Annotated in this window: 13 protein-coding genes, 4 tRNA genes and 1 pseudogene; 5 read left to right on the top strand and 13 right to left on the bottom strand. The window is 46.5% G+C overall.

The window, feature by feature from the left end; genetic code table 11:
• Positions 1-11: 11 nt before the first annotated feature.
• Both L1D44_RS10875 and L1D44_RS10870 read right to left on the bottom strand, forming a co-directional pair.
• The gene (locus L1D44_RS10875) at positions 12-1,130 is read right to left on the bottom strand and encodes an efflux RND transporter periplasmic adaptor subunit (RefSeq protein WP_239890549.1); all 1,119 of its coding nucleotides are present in this window, start codon (positions 1,128-1,130) and stop codon (positions 12-14) included.
• Positions 1,131-1,145: 15 nt separating this feature from the next.
• Entirely contained in the window at positions 1,146-1,724 is a 579-nt protein-coding gene (locus L1D44_RS10870; protein WP_239890547.1) for a TetR/AcrR family transcriptional regulator, read from the bottom strand.
• A gap of 239 nt (positions 1,725-1,963) precedes the next feature.
• Between L1D44_RS10870 and rep the strand changes: the two genes are divergently transcribed.
• Positions 1,964-3,979: a DNA helicase Rep gene (gene rep / locus L1D44_RS10865; RefSeq protein ID WP_239890545.1), complete on the top strand. Its 2,016-nt coding sequence runs from the start codon at positions 1,964-1,966 to the stop codon at positions 3,977-3,979.
• A gap of 55 nt (positions 3,980-4,034) precedes the next feature.
• Here rep and L1D44_RS10860 read toward each other — a convergent pair whose 3' ends face one another.
• A complete protein-coding gene (locus tag L1D44_RS10860) occupies positions 4,035-6,656 on the bottom strand; it encodes a diguanylate cyclase (RefSeq protein ID WP_239890543.1) in 2,622 nt (873 codons plus the stop codon).
• Between the two features lie 226 nt (positions 6,657-6,882).
• On the opposite strand from L1D44_RS10860, the gene L1D44_RS10855 reads away from it, so the two are divergent.
• The 4 genes from L1D44_RS10855 (at position 6,883) to L1D44_RS10840 (ending at position 7,326) form a co-directional block, all read left to right on the top strand.
• Positions 6,883-6,959: transfer RNA gene (locus L1D44_RS10855), tRNA-Arg, on the top strand.
• Positions 6,960-6,998: 39 nt separating this feature from the next.
• Positions 6,999-7,074: transfer RNA gene (locus L1D44_RS10850), tRNA-His, on the top strand.
• A 40-nt stretch (positions 7,075-7,114) separates the two neighbouring features.
• Positions 7,115-7,191: transfer RNA gene (locus tag L1D44_RS10845), tRNA-Pro, on the top strand.
• A 58-nt stretch (positions 7,192-7,249) separates the two neighbouring features.
• A tRNA-Pro gene (locus L1D44_RS10840) sits at positions 7,250-7,326 on the top strand.
• Positions 7,327-8,040: 714 nt separating this feature from the next.
• Here the strand turns inward: L1D44_RS10840 and L1D44_RS10835 are convergent.
• From L1D44_RS10835 to L1D44_RS10790, 10 genes and pseudogenes are all read right to left on the bottom strand, one after another.
• A complete protein-coding gene (locus tag L1D44_RS10835; RefSeq protein ID WP_239890541.1) occupies positions 8,041-9,960 on the bottom strand; it encodes an EAL domain-containing protein in 1,920 nt (639 codons plus the stop codon).
• A gap of 7 nt (positions 9,961-9,967) precedes the next feature.
• Positions 9,968-10,675, bottom strand: a complete 708-nt coding sequence (locus tag L1D44_RS10830) for a transglutaminase-like cysteine peptidase (protein ID WP_239890539.1) — start codon at positions 10,673-10,675, stop codon at positions 9,968-9,970.
• 18 nt (positions 10,676-10,693) lie between these two features.
• Positions 10,694-11,299, bottom strand: a complete 606-nt coding sequence (locus L1D44_RS10825; RefSeq protein ID WP_220768307.1) for an OmpA family protein — start codon at positions 11,297-11,299, stop codon at positions 10,694-10,696.
• On the bottom strand, positions 11,296-12,711 hold the full coding sequence (locus tag L1D44_RS10820) for a TolC family outer membrane protein (RefSeq protein WP_239890537.1): 1,416 nt from the start codon (positions 12,709-12,711) through the stop codon (positions 11,296-11,298). The genes L1D44_RS10825 and L1D44_RS10820 overlap by 4 nt, the downstream gene beginning before the upstream one ends.
• Before the next feature lie 35 nt (positions 12,712-12,746).
• The gene (locus L1D44_RS10815; protein WP_239890535.1) at positions 12,747-14,129 is read right to left on the bottom strand and encodes an HlyD family type I secretion periplasmic adaptor subunit; all 1,383 of its coding nucleotides are present in this window, start codon (positions 14,127-14,129) and stop codon (positions 12,747-12,749) included.
• A complete protein-coding gene (locus tag L1D44_RS10810; protein WP_239890533.1) occupies positions 14,126-16,303 on the bottom strand; it encodes a type I secretion system permease/ATPase in 2,178 nt (725 codons plus the stop codon). Before L1D44_RS10810 ends, L1D44_RS10815 begins: the two co-directional genes overlap by 4 nt.
• 92 nt (positions 16,304-16,395) lie before the next feature.
• Positions 16,396-19,830, bottom strand: a complete 3,435-nt coding sequence (locus L1D44_RS10800; protein WP_345773635.1) for a cadherin-like domain-containing protein — start codon at positions 19,828-19,830, stop codon at positions 16,396-16,398.
• A gap of 699 nt (positions 19,831-20,529) precedes the next feature.
• A pseudogene (locus L1D44_RS21850) lies at positions 20,530-20,721 on the bottom strand (cadherin-like domain-containing protein); the annotation flags it as partial.
• Between the two features lie 14 nt (positions 20,722-20,735).
• On the bottom strand, positions 20,736-21,440 hold the full coding sequence (locus L1D44_RS10795; RefSeq protein ID WP_239890531.1) for a cadherin-like domain-containing protein: 705 nt from the start codon (positions 21,438-21,440) through the stop codon (positions 20,736-20,738).
• Positions 21,376-22,549: cadherin-like domain-containing protein (locus L1D44_RS10790; RefSeq protein ID WP_239890529.1), on the bottom strand; the 1,174-nt coding region annotated here is incomplete at its 5' end. The genes L1D44_RS10795 and L1D44_RS10790, both read right to left, overlap by 65 nt.

Below are 22,549 nucleotides of genomic sequence, written 5' to 3'. Positions count from 1 at the left end.
TAACCCTCCGCTTACAACTGTGGCAATGTGGCTGGAGGGGTTAATGCATCATCCTCAGTCACTTTGACTTTACTGTTGTTACTTAAGCGAACCTGACCCGAGGTGACGATAGCGTCGCCAGCACGAATGCCGCCGCTAACTAATGCATTGATATCGTCGCGTTCAAGCACTTTGACGTTCACTTGCTTAACTCGTTTAACTTGCTCACCATTTTCAGTTTTTTCTTCAATCACATAGACAGAGTCACCGTAAAGGGTAAAGCTTATTGCAGTTTGTGGTATCACCACCTGCTGGGTTAACTCTGGCAGCATAATATCGACCTTGGCGAACATACCGCTACGCAGTTTCCCATGGGAGTTTGGGATCTGAGCTTGCACCTGAATTAGACCACTTTGATAGAATACGGCGGGTTCAATTGCCGCAATTGTCCCTTCAAATGGCTCTGTAGGGTAAGCGTCAACATAGACATGTACCACTTGCCCCGTCTCTATTCGAGAAAGCTGGGTTTGTGGAATGGTAAAGCGGATCTTCATGGTGCTGATATCTTCGAGTCGGACGATATCTGTGCCCGTTTGTAAATACTCACCTAAGTTGACGTTACGAATACCAACGAGACCTGCAAATGGAGCTTTGATCTCACGGCGACCTATGGTGGCACTCAAGCTCTCAATGTCAGCCATCAAGGCTAAATACTTAGACTGGCTATTATCGAGATCTTGCTTAGAGATAGAATTTTGCTTGTAGAGTTTGCTTAGGCGCTTAAAGTCCGCTTCGGCGGCTGGAAGCTGTACCTGCTTACTCTTAAGGTTGGCTTTCTCTACTTTTGAGTCAAGTTCCACCAACATCTGGCCTGCTTCAACAGGGCTACCATTATCAAAGCGAATAGCAGAAACCACCCCTGCTAGCTCGTTTGCTATGGTCACGCCTTGATTAGGCTCGACAAATCCAATGGCGTTAATGGTTGGCTGCCACTTACTCTCTTTGACATCGATAGCTGTGACTGGTGCAACGGGCTCGGGCATATTGGCAATAGCATCGGCAATTTTTCCTTTAATAAACAGATTGAAGCCAATGACTGAGCCGAAGGCCAGCACTACAATGATGATCATCACCAGGGTCCACTTTTTCATGTCCTGATAACTCCTTTAGTTTGTCGGTGTGGTTGGAATGAGAATTGCTCGCCAGCATATATCGCAGGCAAGCGTGATATCTTTTGCGTCGTATTCTATGAGGCCGCGCCTGATTGCTCGTGCCATAGCCATAGAAGGTTCCATGGAGATGGCATACAGGGCGCGAGGGTGCAGAGGTTGAATTACGCCTTGCTCTTTACCTTCTTCGAAGAGTCGGTGTAACGGCTCAAAGAGTTGCATTTCGATAGCACGGATCTCTTCGGTATTACTCTCGGGGAGGTGTGCGTACTGCTCGTAGCTTAAATTGGTTGGAGAGCGCTGCTTGCCGTAGTCATGCATTTTCATCCAGATCCGCTTAAATCTCTGCTCGAGCGTACCTTTGTCATGATCGGCCAATATGGCGCTGGCGACTTGAGCCAGTACATCCCTTCTGAGCTCTAAGATGAGCTCATTCTTATCTTTGAAATAGCGATAAATCGTGCCCGCAGCCACGCCTGCCTCATTAGCAACTTGCTGCATAGACAAGCCTTGTATGCCGCCAGCAGCGATAATTTTTTCTGCGGCGCGAAGAATAAGATCGTGCTTATTGTGCATAATAGAATCTAAAGTGAATGAACGTTCATTCATTAGTTTAATGTTCAGCCTAGTCGTTGGCAATAGGGCGTGCTAAAAATTTCAGTGCTTTACCATTAAGCTAATGAGTTAGTTATTGATAAATATAGTCGCTAATTACTAAAGGAGAGATATTGTCGATAACTTTTCCGCTTGCTAAGGCCTTTCTGCTATCATTCCTGTTTTAATGCCTTCCTTAATACCTTGGTTATAACGTATCCATGAAGCTCAATCCCGGACAAAATGATGCCGTCCACTATGTTAGTGGTCCCTGCTTAGTTCTTGCAGGCGCAGGCAGTGGCAAGACCAGAGTGATCATTAATAAGATCGCTTATCTGGTGGAAAAATGCGGCTATAAAGCGCGCAATATTGCCGCGGTAACTTTCACCAACAAAGCGGCGCGCGAGATGAAAGAGCGCGTGTCGCAGTCTATGGGGCGTAAAGAAGCGCGAGGCTTGTGGATTTCAACATTTCACACCTTGGGGTTGGAGATCATTAAACGTGAGCATAAAGTGGTTGGCTTAAAACCTGGCTTCTCGCTGTTTGATGATCAAGATACGTTAGCGCTATTAAAAGAGCTGACTCAAGATGAGCTAGATGAAGATAAAGATCTGCTGAGATTACTGGCAACGACTATCTCAAACTGGAAGGGCGACTTAGTTATTCCAGAGCAGGCGCGCAAAATTGCCAAAGATGAGCAGCAGCAGTTATTTGCCCTCTTGTATCAGCGTTATGCCCAACATATGAAGGCATACAACGCGCTCGATTTCGATGATCTGATTTTATTGCCTACTCTGTTATTGAGACAGAACGAAGAGGTGAGAACCCGTTGGCAGACGCGGATTCAATATATGCTGGTGGACGAGTATCAAGATACTAACACTAGTCAGTATGAGATGGTTAAACTGCTGGTGGGCGAGCGTGCACGCTTTACCGTGGTAGGTGATGACGATCAGTCTATCTACTCTTGGCGCGGGGCTAAGCCACAAAACTTGGTGCTCTTGGGTAAAGACTTCCCCAAGTTGAAACTGATTAAGTTGGAGCAAAACTACCGCTCTAGCCAGCGCATCTTGCGTGCCGCTAACATTCTTATCGCTAACAACCCTCACGTTTACGATAAGACCCTGTTCAGTGAACTTGCTTACGGCGAGCCTATTCGGGTGCTGATTGCAGCTAACGAGGAGCAGGAAGCCGAGCGGGTCGTTGCAGAGATGATCCGTCACAAGTTCGTGGGCAGAACCTCTTATGGCGATTATGCAATTCTGTATCGAGGTAACCATCAGTCACGTCTACTCGAACGGGCACTGATGACTAACCGTATCCCCTATAAGCTCAGTGGTGGTACCTCCTTCTTCGGTCGCGCCGAGATCAAAGACATCATGGCTTACCTGCGCTTAGTGGTGAATCCCGATGATGATAATGCCTTCTTACGCATCGTGAACCTGCCAAAGCGCGGAATTGGTCCTGCGACTCTTGAGCGTTTGGGGAACTTTGCCAACAAGAAGCAGATCTCGATGTTTGCCGCCATCTTTGAGGCTGACCTGAATCACGAATTGCCCCCGGCAGCCATGTCGACCTTGTATCAATTTGGACGGTTCGTGGTGGAAACGGGTGACTGTGCCGAGCGCGGCGATCCTGTCGAGGCGGTTAAGCAGTTAATTAGAAAGATTAACTACGAAGACTACCTCTATGAGACCAGTACCAGCGCAAAAGCCGCCGAGATGCGGATGAAGAATATTTCTGAACTGTATCGCTGGGTCACCGAGATGCTAGAAGGTGATGAGTTAGACGAGGGCATGACCCTGCCTGAGGTGGTAAACCGTCTTACACTGCGGGACATGATGGAGCGTAATAGTGAAGATGAGGGTGGCGATCAGGTGCAACTCATGACCTTGCATGCTTCTAAGGGACTGGAGTTCCCCTATGTGTTTATGGTTGGTGCTGAGGAGCGGATCTTACCGCACCAAAGCAGTATCGATGAAGATAATGTCGAAGAGGAGCGTCGCCTAGCGTATGTGGGGATCACTCGGGCGCAAAAAGAGTTGTGGTTTATTATCTGCAGGGAACGACGTCAGTTTGGTGAGACCATACGTTGTGAGCCGAGCCGCTTCTTAATGGAGTTGCCTCAAGATGACCTGATCTGGGAGAACCGTAAACCGGTGCAAACCGTAGAGCAGCGTCAGCAATCGGGCAGGGCCAATATCGCCAACTTAAGAGATATGTTTAAGAATAAGTAGTCCTAGAACGACTGCGACTGAGCTAGATTAAACTTTAAGTGTGTGCCTCTTGATGCTAGGCACACACTCTGTCTTTTTCCTGCTCTAGCTCGATCACATTTCCTAGTGCGCTACCCTGGCCATTAGTAAACCCGATCTCCTGCAGTGTTTCGCATTGTTTACTATCGCTGATCCCAGCTGCAAAGACTTCTAAGCCAAGGGCTTGAGCCGCTTTAAAGTAGGCCTTTACCAGCTTAACGTGCTGCTTGCTTTCTAGGTGAGCGACATAGCTTGGATCGAGCTTTAGGGTCTGAATTGGCAGGAAGATCAAACTGCTGATAGCGCTATAGGCACTGCCATAGGCTTCAATGCCTAATTTTACATCGAGCTTATTGAGGCTATCGAAAGCGCTAATATGATTATCGGTATTCTGTACGAATTGCTTCTCATTAAAAAACAGGGTCAGCTTACTGATGTTGAAACGACACTGCTTAATTCTGTTTTTAAGGGCTCTTAATGCATGCTTATGATTTAAGTGTTGGCTCGAGATTGGTACTTGTAGCTGAAATTGATTGCCGTATTGCTGCTGCATGCTGTGAAAGCTCTGGTTGACCTGTTCTAACAAGTAGTTGTCCAGCTCAATGACCATATGGCAGTGCTCGGCTATATTATTTAGCTGTGCCTGTTTAAGCTTACCTAAACTTGGGTGATGCCAGAATAACCTTGGCTCAAAGGCAATGATCTGTTCGGAGTCGAGTGCCATGATTGGCAAATAACTGAGTTGCAGCTCATTCTTAATGAGTGCGTTCTTCAGCTCATTTTCAAGCTTGAGATTTTTGACTTGTTGCTGATTTACGCCGTGATTGAATATGGCATAGCAGCCTTTACCCTGTGATTTTGCTTGGTACATGGCGGTATCGGCATCACGCAGTATTGACTCGCTAGTATCTGAGCGGCTTTGGCCGCTCATCGCAAGGCCAATGCTGGCACTGGACTTAAACTGCTGGTTGGCAAGTTGGTAAGGCTTAGATAGCTCGGCAAGTACCCTTTCCGCGATATCTTCGGCATCCTGTTGACCACTGATACTGTCGAGGAGGATGACAAATTCGTCACCGCCAAGGCGGGCAAGCATATCATTGTTGCGGATGCACTGTTTGAGGCGCTTTGCGGTTTCAATTAAGAAGCGATCGCCTTCTAAATGCCCTAAGGTGTCGTTCAGAAGTTTAAATCTATCCATATCGATAAACAGGACCGCGAATCTTTCAAGACTATGGCGGCGGATATGTTTTATCGCTTGGGTTAAGCGTTCCATAAACATCGAGCGGTTGGGAAGTCCGGTTAGATTGTCATGTTTAGCATCATGGACCAATTGGCGCTCGATACGCTTACGCTGGTTAATCTCTTTCTCAAGATCTTGATTGACACTTGCCAGTGCTTTCGTTCGCTCGTTGACTTTCTCTTCTAACAGCTCGTTGCTTAGCTTCAATGACTCTTCTGATTGTTTCTTTTCAATTGCCGTGGCGATGTGTTGCGAGACGAAAGTCAGTAGCTCTAAGTCTTTCTCTTGATAGTTTTGGATATGGCTATAGCTGTATATTGTCAGGGCTCCACAGATTTGACCGTGAATAAATAATGGAACCCCTATCCATTGGTTGATCTCTTGGGTGTCATTGAGTTCAGGGGCTTCGTAATAGAGATCGCCGGATTCAATGAGCCTCTTAATATCACAACGGTTGAGCAGCTTAGGTTTATTGTTCAGTAGAATATATTCTGTTAACCCATCACTTAAAGCCCTAGGTTTAGGCGAGGGGAGATCGTACTGAGAAACGAAATAGGGAAAGGTAAGTGCATCTCGCGTTTCATTAAGCAATGAGATAAAGCAGTTATTGACTGGCAGTAGGTGGCTAATGACGCGGTGGATTTCGCTGTAGAACTCTTGGTTATCGATATTTGAGTTTGCTAAGTCTGCAATCTCAAATAGTGATTTCTGTAGACGCTCGGCACGACGCCTCTCGTACACCTCTTGCTTAAGCTTGTTATAAGCGATACTTAATTCTTTCGTGCGGGTGTTGATCGCTTGCTCTAGCTGCTCTTGATTCTGTAGTCGTTGAATCACGCCTGAAATATGGTGACTAATGAAGTTCATTAGCTCAATTTCTATCTCGTCATAAACTGTGTCACTGTCGTAGCTTTGAAAAACTAATACACCTATGGTGCTATCGACACTTTTAATCGGAGTTCCCACCCATTGATGGCAATGACTTCCTCTTGGGGTGATGGCATTTGCTTGCAGGAGCCGGTGGTACGTTTCGTCATCGCAGATGAGTGTTTGCTCGGTTTTGAGTACATAGCCTGTTAAGCCACTGAATAAGGTGTCTGAAAGATCTTCATCGGGATAGAACTCCTGCGGATGTACATCTTTTTCATCTTGAAAGAAGGGGACTTCAATTCTGCCTGTATTGGCGTTGAGTGTCGCGATGAAAAAATTATCGGCAGGGATCAGCCTATTGATCGTTCTATGCAGTGATGAGTAGAACTCTGCTGGTGTCGTTACACTCGAGGCTGAGTTAGAGATCTCTAGCAGGGCATTTTGAGTGATCTCGGCACGCTTGTATTTCAGCGCCAGGGCTTTTAGACGAGTAATCCGTTTATTTAATCTCAATGTCTTTTTTGACTGAGATGTTTCTTCCCTAAACATGTCGTTCCGCCAATCGCAATTTTTAATCTGATTAGGATTTGAGCTAATACGTATTGATAACATGAAAAAGGGCTCTATCCAAGTCATTATTTTGACGCTCTGTGGTAAAAAACCGTACAAATCACTCAAATCTTGAGCGAACGAACGTAAAATCCATAAAAAAAGCAAAACAGGTGTAGACGGCAGGGCATTTTGAACCTACTATATGCCCCGCTAACAAGGCAAGGCACCCATAGCTCAGCTGGATAGAGCGCACCCCTCCGGAGGGTGAGGCCGAGGGTTCGAATCCTTCTGGGTGCACCAGAATGGAAACGGCGGTTTTGTTAGTAGGAAATATCAGTGGTGATTGTAGCTCAGTTGGTAGAGCCCCGGATTGTGATTCCGGTTGTCGTGGGTTCAAGTCCCATCAGTCACCCCATTTTCCTAACAGAGATTGAGTCTCTTTAAACCTCAACGTTCGGTGATTAGCGCAGCCCGGTAGCGCATCTGGTTTGGGACCAGAGGGTCAGAGGTTCGAATCCTCTATCACCGACCATATTTATAAATAGCGAGTTTACTCGATATTTAGCAAGTTAAGTAAGATAAAAGATTTTCGGTGATTAGCGCAGCCCGGTAGCGCATCTGGTTTGGGACCAGAGGGTCAGAGGTTCGAATCCTCTATCACCGACCACTTTTACATGAAGCCTCTCGAGAAATCGAGAGGCTTTTTTGTATCTGAAATATATAGTCATGGATTCGAATCCTCTCTTTTTATGAAACCATGGCCGACTACTTTTCGAAAAGCCTCTTGAGAAATCAAGAGGCTTTTTTCGTTTTTACAACTTGATAAAGAGTTCGAATCCTCACTCTTTCGTTCATGCGACCACTTTTACATGAAGCCTCTCGAGAAATCGAGAGGCTTTTTTGTATCTGAAATATATAGTCATGGATTCGAATCCTTTCTTTTTATGAAACCATGGCCGACTACTTTTCGAAAAGCCCCTTGAGAAATCAAGGGGCTTTTTTCGTTTTATAGTGTGAAAAAGAGTTCTAATCCTCACTCTTTCGTTCATGCGACCACTTTTACATGAAGCCTCTCGAGAAATTGGGAGGCTTTTTTGTTTTTAAAAGGCCAAGAGTGGTACTAGCTCCTAGGACGCTTCGCTGCGAGGGCGGGCTAAAGCCCTGCTAGGAAGAGTAGAAGCAAAATAACACTACCTTTGTCGTTTCTTCGCTTTCCATCTGAGCTTTTTTCGTCTTTGCTCTTTCTAGAACCTGCTTTTTCTAGCACCTAGGTCCTTCTTTGCTTTTCCGTCTTAGCTTTTCCTATCCCTTACATCTAGAGGCTAAAAATAACAAAGGCCTCCTGAGAGACCTTTATCTATTCTAGCTTTAACTTTCGATGCTATTCGACTGCGATAGGCGGAGAGATAAAGCCCATATAGGCGTTAGTCTTTAGTAGCGCGAAACGTTTTAGCTGTGCCTCTTCCTCAACACCTGTGGCGATGACTTCGATATCTAAGCCCTTAGCAACATTTATGAGTGCTCGGCATAACTCGCTGCTGTGAGCATTATCGTCGTAATAAGCAAAGGATTGATCTAACTTAACATAGCTAGGGCGTATGTTTTGCAGATAAGTCATCGAGCCGAACTGGCGTCCGAAGTGATCGATACCGAAGTGGGCACCATTATCTCGAATAATGGCACAAAGCGCCTGACAGGCTTCTGGATCGCTGTAAACGGCGGCCTCGGGGATATCGAAACAGAAGCGTTCCCGTAGCGTCGAAGTTCGCAGGAATTTGTCGAGCCATTGGTGAAACTCTCTATCGCTAATGCTCTGGAAGGTTAAATTAGCTGCTACTGGCTCAAAGTTTCTATCTAATAGTTTTTTACTGTGGATAGTCTTAATTAAGCATCTATCTAATAGGCTGCCCAACGAGAGTAGTTCAACATAGGGCATAAATTGTCCTGCGTGTACCATCTTGCCGTTTATCTCTAACTGGCAATATAGCTCTCGCTGTAAAATGGACTCAGTTTGGTTAAGCAAAATGGGCTGCCATTTAAACTTAAATTTACCGTCGGTAATCGCATTACTTAAATGTTCTCGCCACTGTTCTCGGGTAAATAATTGTTTTTCGCTTGTCTCAAACCAGTGGAAAACTTTATTCTCCTGCAGTGATTTTTGTAGTGCGTTATCCGCCTGCGCTAGGATGTCTGTAACTGTCATTTGACCCGTTCGCTCGGCAATACCAATAGCGAAGTGCTCGTTTGGTTTACAGCCTGCTTTAGAGATCTCTTGGTTAATGGTACGAATGAGAGTTTGCAGGTATTTACTGGTCAGTTCATGCTCGGAGCTGGTAATGAGAAAGGCAAATTCATAGGCCGCTATTCGTGTGATCACCGAGGTGGCCACACCGTCTAAGTGTTGCTTCATTTTATCTGATAATAGCTTGATGGTTTCGTCGCGAACCTGGTAGCCGTATTTACTGTGTACCTCTTCTAACCAGTCAAACTTTGCCATCATAAGTGCGCCGCTCTTGGGCTCGCTTAGCCAGCTGTTCAAACGGCCCATCATGTATTGACGGTTAGGGAGGCCTGAGACCTGATCGACAAGGTTTTTCTTTCTCAGTTCTCCAACTTCTTCATCGAGTGAGTTAAAGATCTGTTTGAGTTGATCTGACATGCTGTTAAATGCCTGTACTACAGACTTAAGTTCGACAGTTTTAGGTACTTGCATGTCGGGGCCAAACTTACGGTTAGCTATCTCTTTAGCGTGTTCGGCGATATCGTGTAATGGCTTTAAAATCCAAGTTAAACCTACACGGGCAGAGATTATCGCAATTAAAAACAGGATTGAAAAAACGATGATGGCGTTGGTCATTGTGCGCCAAAGCTCGTGATAACCGAAACCTGGATGGGCGGTGATCTCTAAGCGAGCAAGCTGGATCCAACCAGAGGTGATGGTGCTCTCTCGCTTAATCGTTTTGAATAGGCCTAGGTCGATAAACCACTGGGGAACCCCCTCAATTGTCACTGGATTTTCCCATACCTGCTGCTTGCCATCGACCAGCCAAGTAAGTTTTACCTGCTGATAGTAGCCGCCCTCGAAAATCACATTGATCAGGGTTTCTGCACCGACAATGTCGCCAGCTTCTAGATCGGGCACCAACATAATACCGAGTGAGTGGCTAGTATTATTGAGATCGGATTCCATTTGCTTGGTTAGGAAGCTTTGAGTTTCGCTAAACTGCACATAGCCTAAACTCGCAACAACCAACAAAAACAACACAAACAGTAATGTGTATATCTGTCGAAACAGTGTCATCTTTTAACTACTCCAGTTTTATCTTGGGCTGATTAAGGCGCTCGACACCCAAGCGATGTTTCAAGTCATTCCATTTAGCAAGCTTTGACGAGGAACCTGCTAGAACACCTCGTCCTTTCTCTTTGTTTAGCCACAGTTGTCGACCATTAAAGCTGTAGACAGGTAATAGATCTTTTCTCTGTGTTGCTGGCTTAATTTGTTTATCAAGGTTGTCTAAAACAAGAGGAATAGAGGAGGGCGTTTCATAGTAGGCGAGTACCATGTGATATTGATTTACGCTGGTTGCTTTAACCATGGTTATGCGTAATTTATCTTCAGAAACACCGAGCTGAAGCAGGGTAAAGTATTTGGCGATTGAGAAATCCTCACAGTCGCCACCACTGACCCCGATAAACTCCATGGGCGTTGCCCAATAATTCTTATTTCCCCAAAGCTTTATATCATCGACAAAATGAAAGAGGTTAAAAAAGTTATTAACCATCAATATCTTATCTTTATCTTGTAAATCCTTGGCTTCATCCAACATCTTAAACCAAGCTCTAATCCTTTTACCCGCGCGTTCGCCATAGTGCGATTCGATAGTTTGGGTTATATGGACCGAGTCTAACTTTTGAACAGGAGCTGCATAGAGACAAGAGACGGACAGCGCTAACACCGTCAATTTTAATTGGCAGACTTTTGTTATTTTCTTTAATTGATAAAGCCTGCCAAACATACTGCTCCGGTACTTCTATTACTTAACTTCTTCGTCTACCGTGTAGATGTGCCACTTCATATCCGCAGTAGTGTCATCACCTGTTAACTCGGCAATTACTCGGCGGTTAACTTTATGTGCCGCCGCAGTATGTGTCGGATCGATAGGACGATCGAAGCTATAACCTACTGCACTGAGCCTATTGGAATCAATACCAAAGCGCTCGGCAAGTAAAGAACTGACGGCATTGGCTCGGTTTTGCGATAAAACTTGGTTATGCTCATGACTCCCTGTTTTACTACAATGCCCCTCAATAACCGCTTGGGTGTTAGGGAAATCGCGCATAAAGGTTGCGATCACTTCGACCTGTGGGTAATACATAGGGTCTATATAGTAAGAGTCATTTGCGAACAGGATTTTCAGTTCCTGACGTTCATTGATGGGCTTAATCTTACCGCAACCATAGTTGTCGATCGTTGCACCTAAGGCTGTTTCTGTACAACGTTCTCTGGCAACGATTACGCCGTCACGATCGATATCGTTCAGGTCATGAACTTGTACCGTTGGCTCATCCATGGTGGCGATATCGCGCATAGAGCAGCCACTTAAAATCGCTAGACTCAATATAGCTATAATGATTTTCATTGTGGAACTCCTCCCTCGTAATCTCTCTCTCCGCTCCAGACATCCGGTCTAGTGACACGCAATGACTCAAGTAGTTGTCCTGTTGCATTCAATACACGATATTGAGCGATAATCTCATCATATTCAGATTCTAAGTAATCCTTTCTCGCTTCAAATAGCTCGTTTTCAGTGTCTAGCAGATCCAACAGAGTCCGCTGGCCTAAGTTGAACTGTTGGCTATAAGCAACTTGGGTATCTTTTGCAGCAATAACATGGTCACGAATATACATTTTCTGCGGTGTCAGAAGCTCATAAGCATTCCAAGCTAAGTTGACACCTTCAACTACCTGTCTGTGGGCGCGTTGGCGGATCTCTTTAGCTTCGCCGACTTTATACGCGGCTTCTTTTTCACGAGCGAGATCGCGACCACCTGCGAAGAGGTTGTACTTTAAACGCACCATAGCAACGAGGTCGTTGTTATGTCCGCCAACGCTATTGCTTGGCAAGATTGAGTAGCCGTCTTCACCATCGAGATTATTATTCCAGTTACCATCTAGCTCTAGAGTGATCTTAGGGTAGTAGTTTGACTGGGCGGAGTCCTTTTCATTCTCCGCGGCATAGATATCACTCGCTGCAGATTTTAGAATTGGATGATTATCTTGAGCCATCATAATACTGGCGTTGAGATCGGCAGGCAGCATATCGGCATCAGGTACGGGCACTATCATGTCTTCTGGCTGCTGCTCAACGATGCGAACAAACTGCGATTTAGCATCGTAAAAGTTATTGCGTGCAGAAATCACATTGGCGTTTGCACGTGCTAGGCGACCTGTGATTTGAGATAGGTCTGCTGTTGAACCAAGGCCTGAGTCAGTACGCTGCTTAATTTGTTCGTAGATATCTTTATGACTTTGCAGATTTTTCTCTGCTAAGGTGAGGACCTGCTCACTGCGGATATAGTTGATATATACCTTAGATACCTCGAGTGCCATATCTTCGGCTGCGGCGAACAGTGCCCACTGTTCGGCGCTGGCCTCGAAGCTATATCTATCGACTTCGCTACTCGTGTAGAAACCATCAAATAGCATCTGCTTGATACTAAAACCAGCTTCACCACGCTCTAGCTCAATGACACCATCACTATCGACATCGCCTTGTCCGGCGCGCCTGCGAGTTGATGGGCTGTTGGTTTGCTCCCAACCATAACCTGCATTGATATCAACCGTTGGCATGTAACCAGCAACAGCCTGATTTACTTGCTCTTCACGCGCTTTAAAACGGTTAAATGCAATTCGGATCTCGGGATTTGTGTCCAGTGTGTGTGCCACAGCCTGCTCTAGCGTTTGGCTAGATGCTGTTACTGGTATCATCAGCGCGCTAACGGCAAGTGCTAATGCACTGCGTTTTAGCTGCCGTACTGTGCTGCTATCCATGTATAACCCCTCCTGGTTGTTTTTTAATACCGGGCTTAACGCTCCCTCAGCGCCGTGTCTTTAGCCCGTAATATCGGATTAAGTATGTACTCTAAAACGGATCTTTGCCCTGTAATCACATCGACCGAAGTTAACATTCCCGGGATGATAGGCATTTTAGTTCCATCGTCTTTTGTTAAGCTGGAAAACTCAGTTCTCACTTTTACTATGTAGAAGCTGTTACCCTCTTCATCTTGGGTGGTATCGGCACTAATATGCTCAACCACGCCATTTAGGCCACCATAGCGGGTAAAGTCGTAAGCGGTGACTTTGACTATTGCAGGCAGGCCTGGATGCAAGAAAGCGATATCTTTTGGGGTAATCTTAGTTTCAATTAAAAGTTTGTCTTCTGATGGTACTATTTCAATAATGTCTACACCTGGCTGAACAACGCCACCTAGCGTATTAATATGGACGGTTTTTATCGTCCCATTCACCGGTGAGACGATTTCAGCCTTGCTAACCTTATCCTGTGCACCGACTTGCGCTTCATTCATGCGAGATAGTTTTGTTTGCATTTCATTAAGTTGGGCACGGCTATCAGCAGCATAAATAAGCACTGACTCACGGCGCTTGAGAATAGCTTCATCCATGGTGGATTTAACTTTTGGTCTGAGCAGGCGAAGCGACGCTAACTCGCCCTGAATATCGTTAACGACTCGCTGTAGCTTGAGTAGCTCTACCTCGGGTACGATGCCTTTTTCTGCCAATGGTCGAGTGAGCTCAAGTTCTCGAGAGACTAGCTGAAAGCTAGTCGTTAGCGTCTTAATCTTGGAAGCTAATTCTTGGATCTCTTGATTACGCTGCTGAATCTGCCTCGCTTGGATCTCGAGTTGGTTACTTAAGTTATCTAATCGGCCGGCATATTCTTCACGTTGTCTTTTCGTTAGCTCTGGCTCGTTTTGTTCAAGCTCAGACGGAAACACCATAGGTTGAGGTGATATCTTGACCTGTTCGCGCCAATCATTGGTGATATTTGAGATTGTGATACTGTTAAGTTCAGCCTGTAAGCGAACCACATTAGCGACTAGGCTATTTACTTCCTGCTCTTGTTGGGCGAAATCTGACTGAAAGCGTGTGGCATCGATACGAGCAAGGGGCTGACCTTTAGTGACGATTAAGCCTTCTTGGACGTACATCTCTTGTAAAATACCACCGTCTAGGCTTTGAATAACCTGTACTTGAGAGGAGGGAATTACCTTACCCATGCCTGTGGTAACTTGATCGAGTTCGGCAAAGTAGGCCCAAATAAGAAAGGTTATTGCTAAGGCCGCTAGCGCCCAAATGATTAATCGATGGCTTGCGGGGGCATCCGTCATCATCGCACCGTAGACGTCATCAACCATTTCTAAATCATGTGTGGTTAAGTGCTTACTCATCTCTTTGCCGCTCCCGCTAATAACCCCTCATTTAGCTTCTTGAGGACTTCTGCTTTCGGACCATCGGCTACAATATGGCCGCGATCAAGGACAATGATACGGTCGACAAGATTGAGTAGATGCATCTTATGGGTGATAAGCAATAAGGTTCTGTCTTTGCTTACATTATGCATAGCGTGAATAAACTGCTTTTCTGCCCGGGCATCGAGACTGGCAGTGGGCTCATCCATTAACAGTACTGGCGGGTCATTCAATGTGGCACGGGCGAGGGCGATGGTTTGGCGCTGGCCACGAGAAAGCTCGCGTCCACCTTCACCGACTTGCTGATCTAACCCCTCGGCCTCTAAATTGGTAAACAAATTCACACCAGATAGCTGTACCGCACGGATCAATTGATGCTCGGTGACTTGGCGGGTGCCAAATAAGATATTGTCGCGAATGGTGCCGTGAAACAGGGTGATATCTTGCGGTAGATAACCGAAGTTTCGTCTTAAATCACTTGGGTGGATCTGAGCCGAGTCGATACCATCATAGGTTAAACTGCCCTTGGTGGGCTGAAACAAGCCGACCAACAACTTGGCTAGAGTACTCTTACCGGAGCCGTTACGGCCAATAATCGCTACACGTTCTCCTGGAGCTATGTTCAGCGACAGAGGATGCAGCACTGGGCGCTCAGAACCGGGATAGCTAAAACCGATATGATGGGCGGTGATCTGGCCTAGCAATCGTTGACGACTAACGAGATGGCCTTTGTTTTCAAACTCATCTTCTTGAGTCATTAGCTCGTCTAACTGACGCAGTGCGCTGGCGGTTTGATTACCACGAGTCATCAATCCTGCTAGCTGTGCCATAGGAGATATTGCACGGCTAGAAAGGATTACCGCAGCGATAATCCCCCCCATGGAGATCTCGTTTTCAGATACGCGGTATACCCCTAAAATCACCACAAAAATAACCGAGACCTGCACCACGAATGTGGCCATATTGGTCACTGAAGTAGTGATCTTTTTGCATTTCAGCTGCCAGTTGGCTGTATGGCCAATCATCTGCTGCCAGCTCTTTTGAACCACTCCCTCTGCGCCACTGGACTTGATGGATTCAATGGAGGCCAGCGACTCAATCAGGTGACCATGTTTTAGGCCAGAAAACTTATTACTCTCGTCAATCGCAGCCTTGAGTTTTGGCTGCATAATCAAGGTGTAGCCGATAATAATGATGCTACCTAAAAGCGGAATGACTGCGAGATCTCCCGCAACGATATAGATAATCATCAGGAAGAAGAGGGCAAAGGGCAGGTCCACCAAAGTGGTTATGGTTGCCGACGTGAGAATATCGCGAATACTGTCAAATTCACCGAGTTGCTTGGCCATGCCGCCTACACTGGGTGAGCGCTTCTCTAGTGGAATACCTATGGCTTTAGCAAATAATCGCGAAGAGACTATGATGTCGACTTTCTTGCCAGCCACATCGATAAGGTAACTTCGAAGCTGACGCATAATTAGGTCGAATATATAGGCGATACCTGCACCTATGGCGAGCACCCATAGTGAATCGAATGCCAGATTCGGTACGACTTTGTCATACACGTTCATAATAAACAGCGGTGACACTAGTGCAAATAGGTTCACCAGTACCGAGGCAATAAGGGCATCGCGATAAATAGGGGCGGAGTCTTTAATGGTTTGCAGTAACCAATGGGCTTTATTCTCGTGAAGATGAACATCTAAGCCCATATCTCCGCGATACTCTTGTTTCACTAAAAACAGATAGCCAACATAGAGTGCTTCAAGCTCTTCAATCGATAGTGTTTCTTCACCACCAGTTTCAGGTAGTTGAATAACGGCTTTATCTTGCTCAATATCGAACTCTCTTAGTAGGCAGGCCTTTTTATCTTTTAAGAGTAAAATACACGGTAGCAAGATAGGTGATATTTCGTTTAATCCCTTACGGGACAACTTAGCCGCCAGCCCTGCACGACTAGCAGCTTGAGGTAGCAGTTCCGGAGTTAATACATGTCCCTGCATAGGCAAGCCTGCCGCCAGCGAGTCGCTAGAGCATGGGCTACCGAAATATTCGGTGAGTAACACTAAACTGTCTAGCAGCGGATCGACCATCACCCTTTGAGAGGCTGAAATTGTCCATTGCTCAGTCTTCTTAGAATCTGAAGCAGACACCTTGGAAGCTTATCCTTAAGATTTTATTATTATTTATTCAGTATCGATCATAGTGACCCGTTTTTCCACAGGTCACTATGTTGCTTCTTTATTTATGGCAGCATCGCAAAGGCATTTGGACTCAATTGATCATCCAGTGGATCTGGGCTATTTACCGACTGAGTCACAGGCTCTCCTGTTGACGTACTGACGATAAGTGGCCCTTCTCCGTTGTTGCCCAATAGACCGGAAATAATGTCGGCCTCATTACTACCGAATTGACCAATTAAATCGACGCCATCCAATACGATATGTTGATCAAAACTGCCATTGCCATCGGTATCAATATTGATGCTGGTAGAACCATTCTCATCAGTAAAGCTCAGATGTTGAGCGAGCTCACTGACAGTATCACCTTGCAAGATATCGCTTAAATCTAGCTTATCTTCAGCTAAGTTAAAGTCGGTAATATGGTCAGTGGTATCGGTGCCATCAACAGAATCGGTAGTCCATTTAAAGGTATCGGATCCTAGGCCACCAATCATGGTGTCGTTATCAAGACCACCTATTAAGGTATCATCACCGCCTTGGCCGAATAGGATGTCGTTACCTTCACCGCCTTCTAACGTATCGGCGCCGTCTTCGGCATTATTTGTGCCAAATAGGTGCGTATTATTAGATATGAAATCATGTATATCTTGTACCGTAACGTCAGTTGCTTGTTGGCTGGTTTCTTGTGCAACGAAGGCTTGTAGCGCGCTATAGCCTTGGCCATCGATACCATCAAATGAAACCAAGTCGCCAAAGATGATATCGTTGCCTTCGCCAGCATTAACCGCGTCATCACCTTGAATAAGCTGTTGCTCTGAACCTAAGATGACACTGGCCAAATTACCTACGCTAATTTTTGCCTTAACGACACCATCGGTGTCATAAGGGAGGATATCATCCGCATCGATGCTGGTTTTTATTCCCACAGCTTCGACGTCAGAGAGACCGGCCAACAGATCAAATGCGGCTTCAGGGTCGCCCCCTTCATTGTGTTCGCCATCGGTGATGAAATACGTGAGGTTATTGCCAGCATTATTAGTCACTAAGCTGCTATTAAACCAATCCACTGCTGCATCGAATGCATCAATATAATCAGTTTGACCACCGCTGGTTATTGCATTCCAGGCATCATCGTCACCTTTTATTAGTGCTTCAATATCTAGGTCTTGAATATTGACAGAAATACTTGTGGTTGCTGATGTACTAAAGTCAATGACAGCGATATTAACGGTGCCAGAGTGTGCACCGGAGGTAGCAGCTTGTAGTGACTTAAAGACTTCAATTAATTGGCTCTTTGCCGTGTTAACTGCATTCCCACCCATGCTGCCTGATGAATCGAGGATAAAGGCGAAATTATAGTTCTCACCTTGAACGATCTGAATACCAGTGGTGTCACTGACAATAACATCATGATCGTCAGTGCCTCGAAGGGTGTTATCGCCATCTGTTCCGCCGACGAAACCATAGTCTCGGGTCGGTGTGACATCGAAATAGACTGTCGCTGTATCGGTTAAACCGTCTTCATCTTGTACAGTATATTCGTAGCTTGCAGAACCGCTATAGCCTGTGTCAGGAGTGAATACCACATTACCGTCTGCATCTAGCTCTACGGTACCATTTTGAGCATTGCCAACGCTGATGATTGACAGTACGTCACCATCAGGATCGGTATCATTTGCAAGAATAGAATCAGCACTGAAGGTGAATGGGGTATCTTCAAGAACGACCACACCGTTAGCAATGATCTGATCGCCTAGTGGGGTGTAATCGCCAATTTGTTGATTGTTTTCATCGAACACCCCTAGCTCAATATTAAGCTGGTACGCCCCGCCTTGATCCCAATAGATAACTTCAATTGAGTGAGCGCCAGGGTCGGTAATATCAAAATAGATATGTCCATCATCACCGGGAACGCGGGTGCTTGAAGACTGATTTCGAGATACTTCAGCGACAACGACGCCATCGATAAGTACTGAATAACCATCATCGGCAGTGACTTTTAAGCCATAGGTTCCTGCATCCAATTGTACTGAGCCTTGCATATGCAAGATAGCGTCAGAGCTATTTTCAGGATCATTACTCAAACTTGCAGCATCATCACCTAAGAAGTTTTGTAGGCTCTTACCTGTTCCTAAGTTGCCGTTGCCCAAAGCGTAATTGAGAGTGGTCGCAATGAATGTTGCATCGGCTTGATTACTATTAATGAAGTCTCTCACTTGTGAAACTGAAGATAGGTTTCCGCCATCAGTATCGTCGTTGTAGCTGTAGTAATGGCTGTTTAATCCAACACCAAAATAGTCGTCGGTCGCTAATGGGGCTGAATTATTGTCTGCAACACTTACTGTCACGCTCGAAGTCGCATTGCTTCCAGATGCATCTGCTGCAATGACCTCAATCCCTGTAATCAACAGATTATCGACATCAATATTATGAGGCATTTTACCAAGTAACTCGGCATCAAGAACAGCGGCGCCTTGCTCTCCGGCTGCAATAGCATTCCAATCTAGCGTTAGCTTTAGTAGATCGCCCCGGCCATTCATTGAGCCAATTAATTTACCGTCTTCGATACGCCAGCTCATAGGTTGGCGAATGCCTTCTACTTCAATGTTGCTCGTATCGCCAAAGCTAAAGCTGTTGATCTCTGAATCACCCGCTTTAAACAATAACGTTTCAGTGTCATTGTCAGCGGCATCAGACAGTAGGGTCGCTTCGTCTAAACTTGCAAACCCATACGGTGTTAAAGCAGTCAGTGCAGATGGTGCATTTAGAGTGACACTAAAATCATTATCGCTATCAACATCGCCATCACCATCAATGATATCGACAGTGAAATCCAGTGTTGTACCTGATGTGTTAGTTGTAACAACCTCAGTATGTACGGACTTTAAGACAAAATCATTGCCATCAGCGGATTTTGAAAGTGTCAGTTGACTCACTTCTACTATCCCTAACTCAGATAGCTTACTTGCCAAGTCTGCACTCTTACAATCGAAGCTCGTGGTTATGTTACTTCCATCGGCAGCCTTTCCAGTTACGGAAAATGTCGCTACGCCATCATAAATAGAGGTGCCGTTGCCACCCAAAACGATGCTTAAATCACTCTCTACCGGCTGTTGGAATGATAAAATAAGCTTATCACCGTCACCAATATCTTGTCCTGCGCCATCGCCGCCCTTTGAGCCCACACCCACACCGTTGTTACTATTATTGACGGTAGCGGTCACACCATTAGATGTTGCAGTTACACTGCATAAAATCCCTGTAGGTGTCTCTGAAGCGTATTCCACTTCGCCTGTTAGGTAGATATATAGATTGCCATCGTTACCACCAGGAATATCTGTGAGATTTGCATTTGTAGAAACCACTTCAGTGATAGGCTGCTCAAGATTGAGAACATACTCCCCTGAGTTCGGGTCAACGGACAGGGTAAACACCACTGATTGCTCAGCCCCCTCATCGCCATACACGGCAGAGATGCTGCTGGTATAGGCAATCATCACATCAGGATTCGCTGGGTCGATAAAGTAATAGATGGTCTCACCGCCAGTGGTGAGTCCTGAGTCGGCGAAATAGAGTTCGCTACCAACCTCATCACTCCAGCCTGTGATATTACCGGTTAGATCCGCTGAATAATTGTTGTCTGCACCTTTAACCGTCAGGGTGCCAGTGTAACCATCTATATTGGCAACATTATCTGCAATAAGGTTATTAACTTGTGCTTCTGGCGCATCATCTTCGATAATAACGTTGAAGCTACCATCAGTTGTCCCACCATTGCCATCATCGACAGAGATGCCGAAATCTAAAGACAGGTTGTCTTCCGATGTTGGATCTAAATGATCGACAGGGGCAAGCAGTGTCACATCATAGCTCCATTCACCAGTTCCATTACCTTCAGGAGCAGTGAGTTTTACTGTCATCACTTCTTGATAGGAGTCAGTACCAGCAACACCAATAGAACCTGTTAAGGTTCCAGTGTCGGCATCCCAAGACCAGTTAATAATCTCTCCCCCTGAGGTCATAGCCGTTGCTGGCCCGGAGAGCGAAACTGATAGGCTATCGCCATCGATATCTTCGATATTGATGGAGCCACTTGCCGTTACAGAGTCAGTGGTATCAGTATTACCTGTTGTGTCCGCTATGCCATCAGCAAGCCTTTCTTCTGATACTCGAGAGTTGGTGACAGACTTGATGGTTGGAGAGTCTTTTGCCGGCGTCACGGTGATATTCAGGCTTGAGTCGTCAGTGCTGTCGCCATCAGACACGGTGTAGTCAACAGTCGGAACCGTTCCGTTCCAGTTGTCCGCCGAGTCAAAGCTATAGGTGCCATCTTGATTGATGATGAGGGTTCCGGCATCGAGAGTCACGGTGTGGCTGGTCACGCTGTCGCTGAAGCTGTAAGTTACACCATCAACAGTAAAGCTCGTGAGGGATACCTCGCCATCAACACTGCTGCGGTGATATTCAGGCTTGAGTCGTCAGTGCTGTCGCCATCAGACACGGTGTAGTCAACAGTCGGAACCGTTCCGTTCCAGTTGTCCGCCGAGTCAAAGCTATAGGTGCCATCTTGATTGATGATGAGGGTWCCGGCATCGAGAGTCACGGTGTGGCTGGTCACGCTGTCGCTGAAGCTGTAAGTTACACCATCAACAGTAAAGCTCGTGAGGGATACCTCGCCATCAACACTGCTGGTGCCCTCTAACAGATCGCCGTTATGCAGCGGACTGTCTTCTGYRATCTCAACCAGCTCACTGGCATCAGTGAACGCATCGTTTGCCGGCGTCACGGTAATATTCAGGCTTGAGTCGTCAGTGCTGTCGCCATCAGACACGGTGTAGTYAACAGTCGGAACYGTTCCGTTCCAGTTGTCCGCCGAGTCAAAGCTATAGGTGCCATCTTGATTGATGATGAGGGTTCCGGCATCGAGAGTCACGGTGTGGCTGGTCACGCTGTCGCTGAAGCTGTAAGTTACACCATCAACAGTAAAGCTCGTGAGGGATACCTCACCATCAACACTGCTGGTGCCCTCTAACAGGTCGCCGTTATGCAGCGGACTGTCTTCTGCTTGAGTCGTCAGTGCTGTCGCCATCAGACACGGTGTAGTCAACAGTCGGAACCGTTCCGTTCCAGTTGTCCGCCGAGTCAAAGCTATAGGTGCCATCTTGATTGATGATGAGGGTTCCGGCATCGAGAGTCACGGTGTGGCTGGTCACGCTGTCGCTGAAGCTGTAAGTTACACCATCAACAGTAAAGCTCGTGAGGGATACCTCRCCATCAACACTGCTGGTGCCCTCTAACAGATCGCCGTTATGCAGCGGACTGTCTTCTGCGATCTCAACCAGCTCACTGGCATCAGTGAACGCATCGTTTGCCGGCGTCACGGTRATATTCAGGCTTGAGTCGTCAGTGCTGTCGCCATCAGACACGGTGTAGTCAACAGTCGGAACCGTTCCGTTCCAGTTGTCCGCCGAGTCAAAGCTATAGGTGCCATCTTGATTGATGATGAGGGTWCCGGCATCGAGAGTCACGGTGTGGCTGGTCACGCTGTCGCTGAAGCTGTAAGTTACACCATCAACAGTAAAGCTCGTGAGGGATACCTCGCCATCAACACTGCTGTCGCCATCAGACACGGTGTAGTCAACAGTCGGAACTGTTCCGTTCCAGTTGTCCGCCGAGTCAAAGCTATAGGTGCCATCTTGATTGATGATGAGGGTTCCGGCATCGAGAGTCACGGTGTGGCTGGTCACGCTGTCGCTGAAGCTGTAAGTTACACCATCAACAGTAAAGCTCGTGAGGGATACCTCRCCATCAACACTGCTGGTGCCCTCTAACAGRTCGCCGTTATGCAGCGGACTGTCTTCTGCRATCTCAACCAGCTCACTGGCATCAGTGAACGCATCGTTTGCCGGCGTCACGGTAATATTCAGGCTTGAGTCGTCAGTGCTGTCGCCATCAGACACGGTGTAGTYAACAGTCGGAACTGTTCCGTTCCAGTTGTCCGCCGAGTCAAAGCTATAGGTGCCATCTTGATTGATGATGAGGGTWCCGGCATCGAGAGTCACGGTGTGGCTGGTCACGCTGTCGCTGAAGCTGTAAGTTACACCATCAACAGTAAAGCTCGTGAGGGATACCTCGCCATCAACACTGCTGGTGCCCTCTAACAGATCGCCGTTATGCAGCGGACTGTCTTCTGCGATCTCAACCAGCTCACTGGCA

Origin of the sequence: Shewanella sp. Isolate13, from assembly GCF_022398325.1 — a bacterium.
Lineage (GTDB): Bacteria > Pseudomonadota > Gammaproteobacteria > Enterobacterales > Shewanellaceae > Shewanella.
This window is presented reverse-complemented; position numbering and strand designations above follow the sequence as displayed.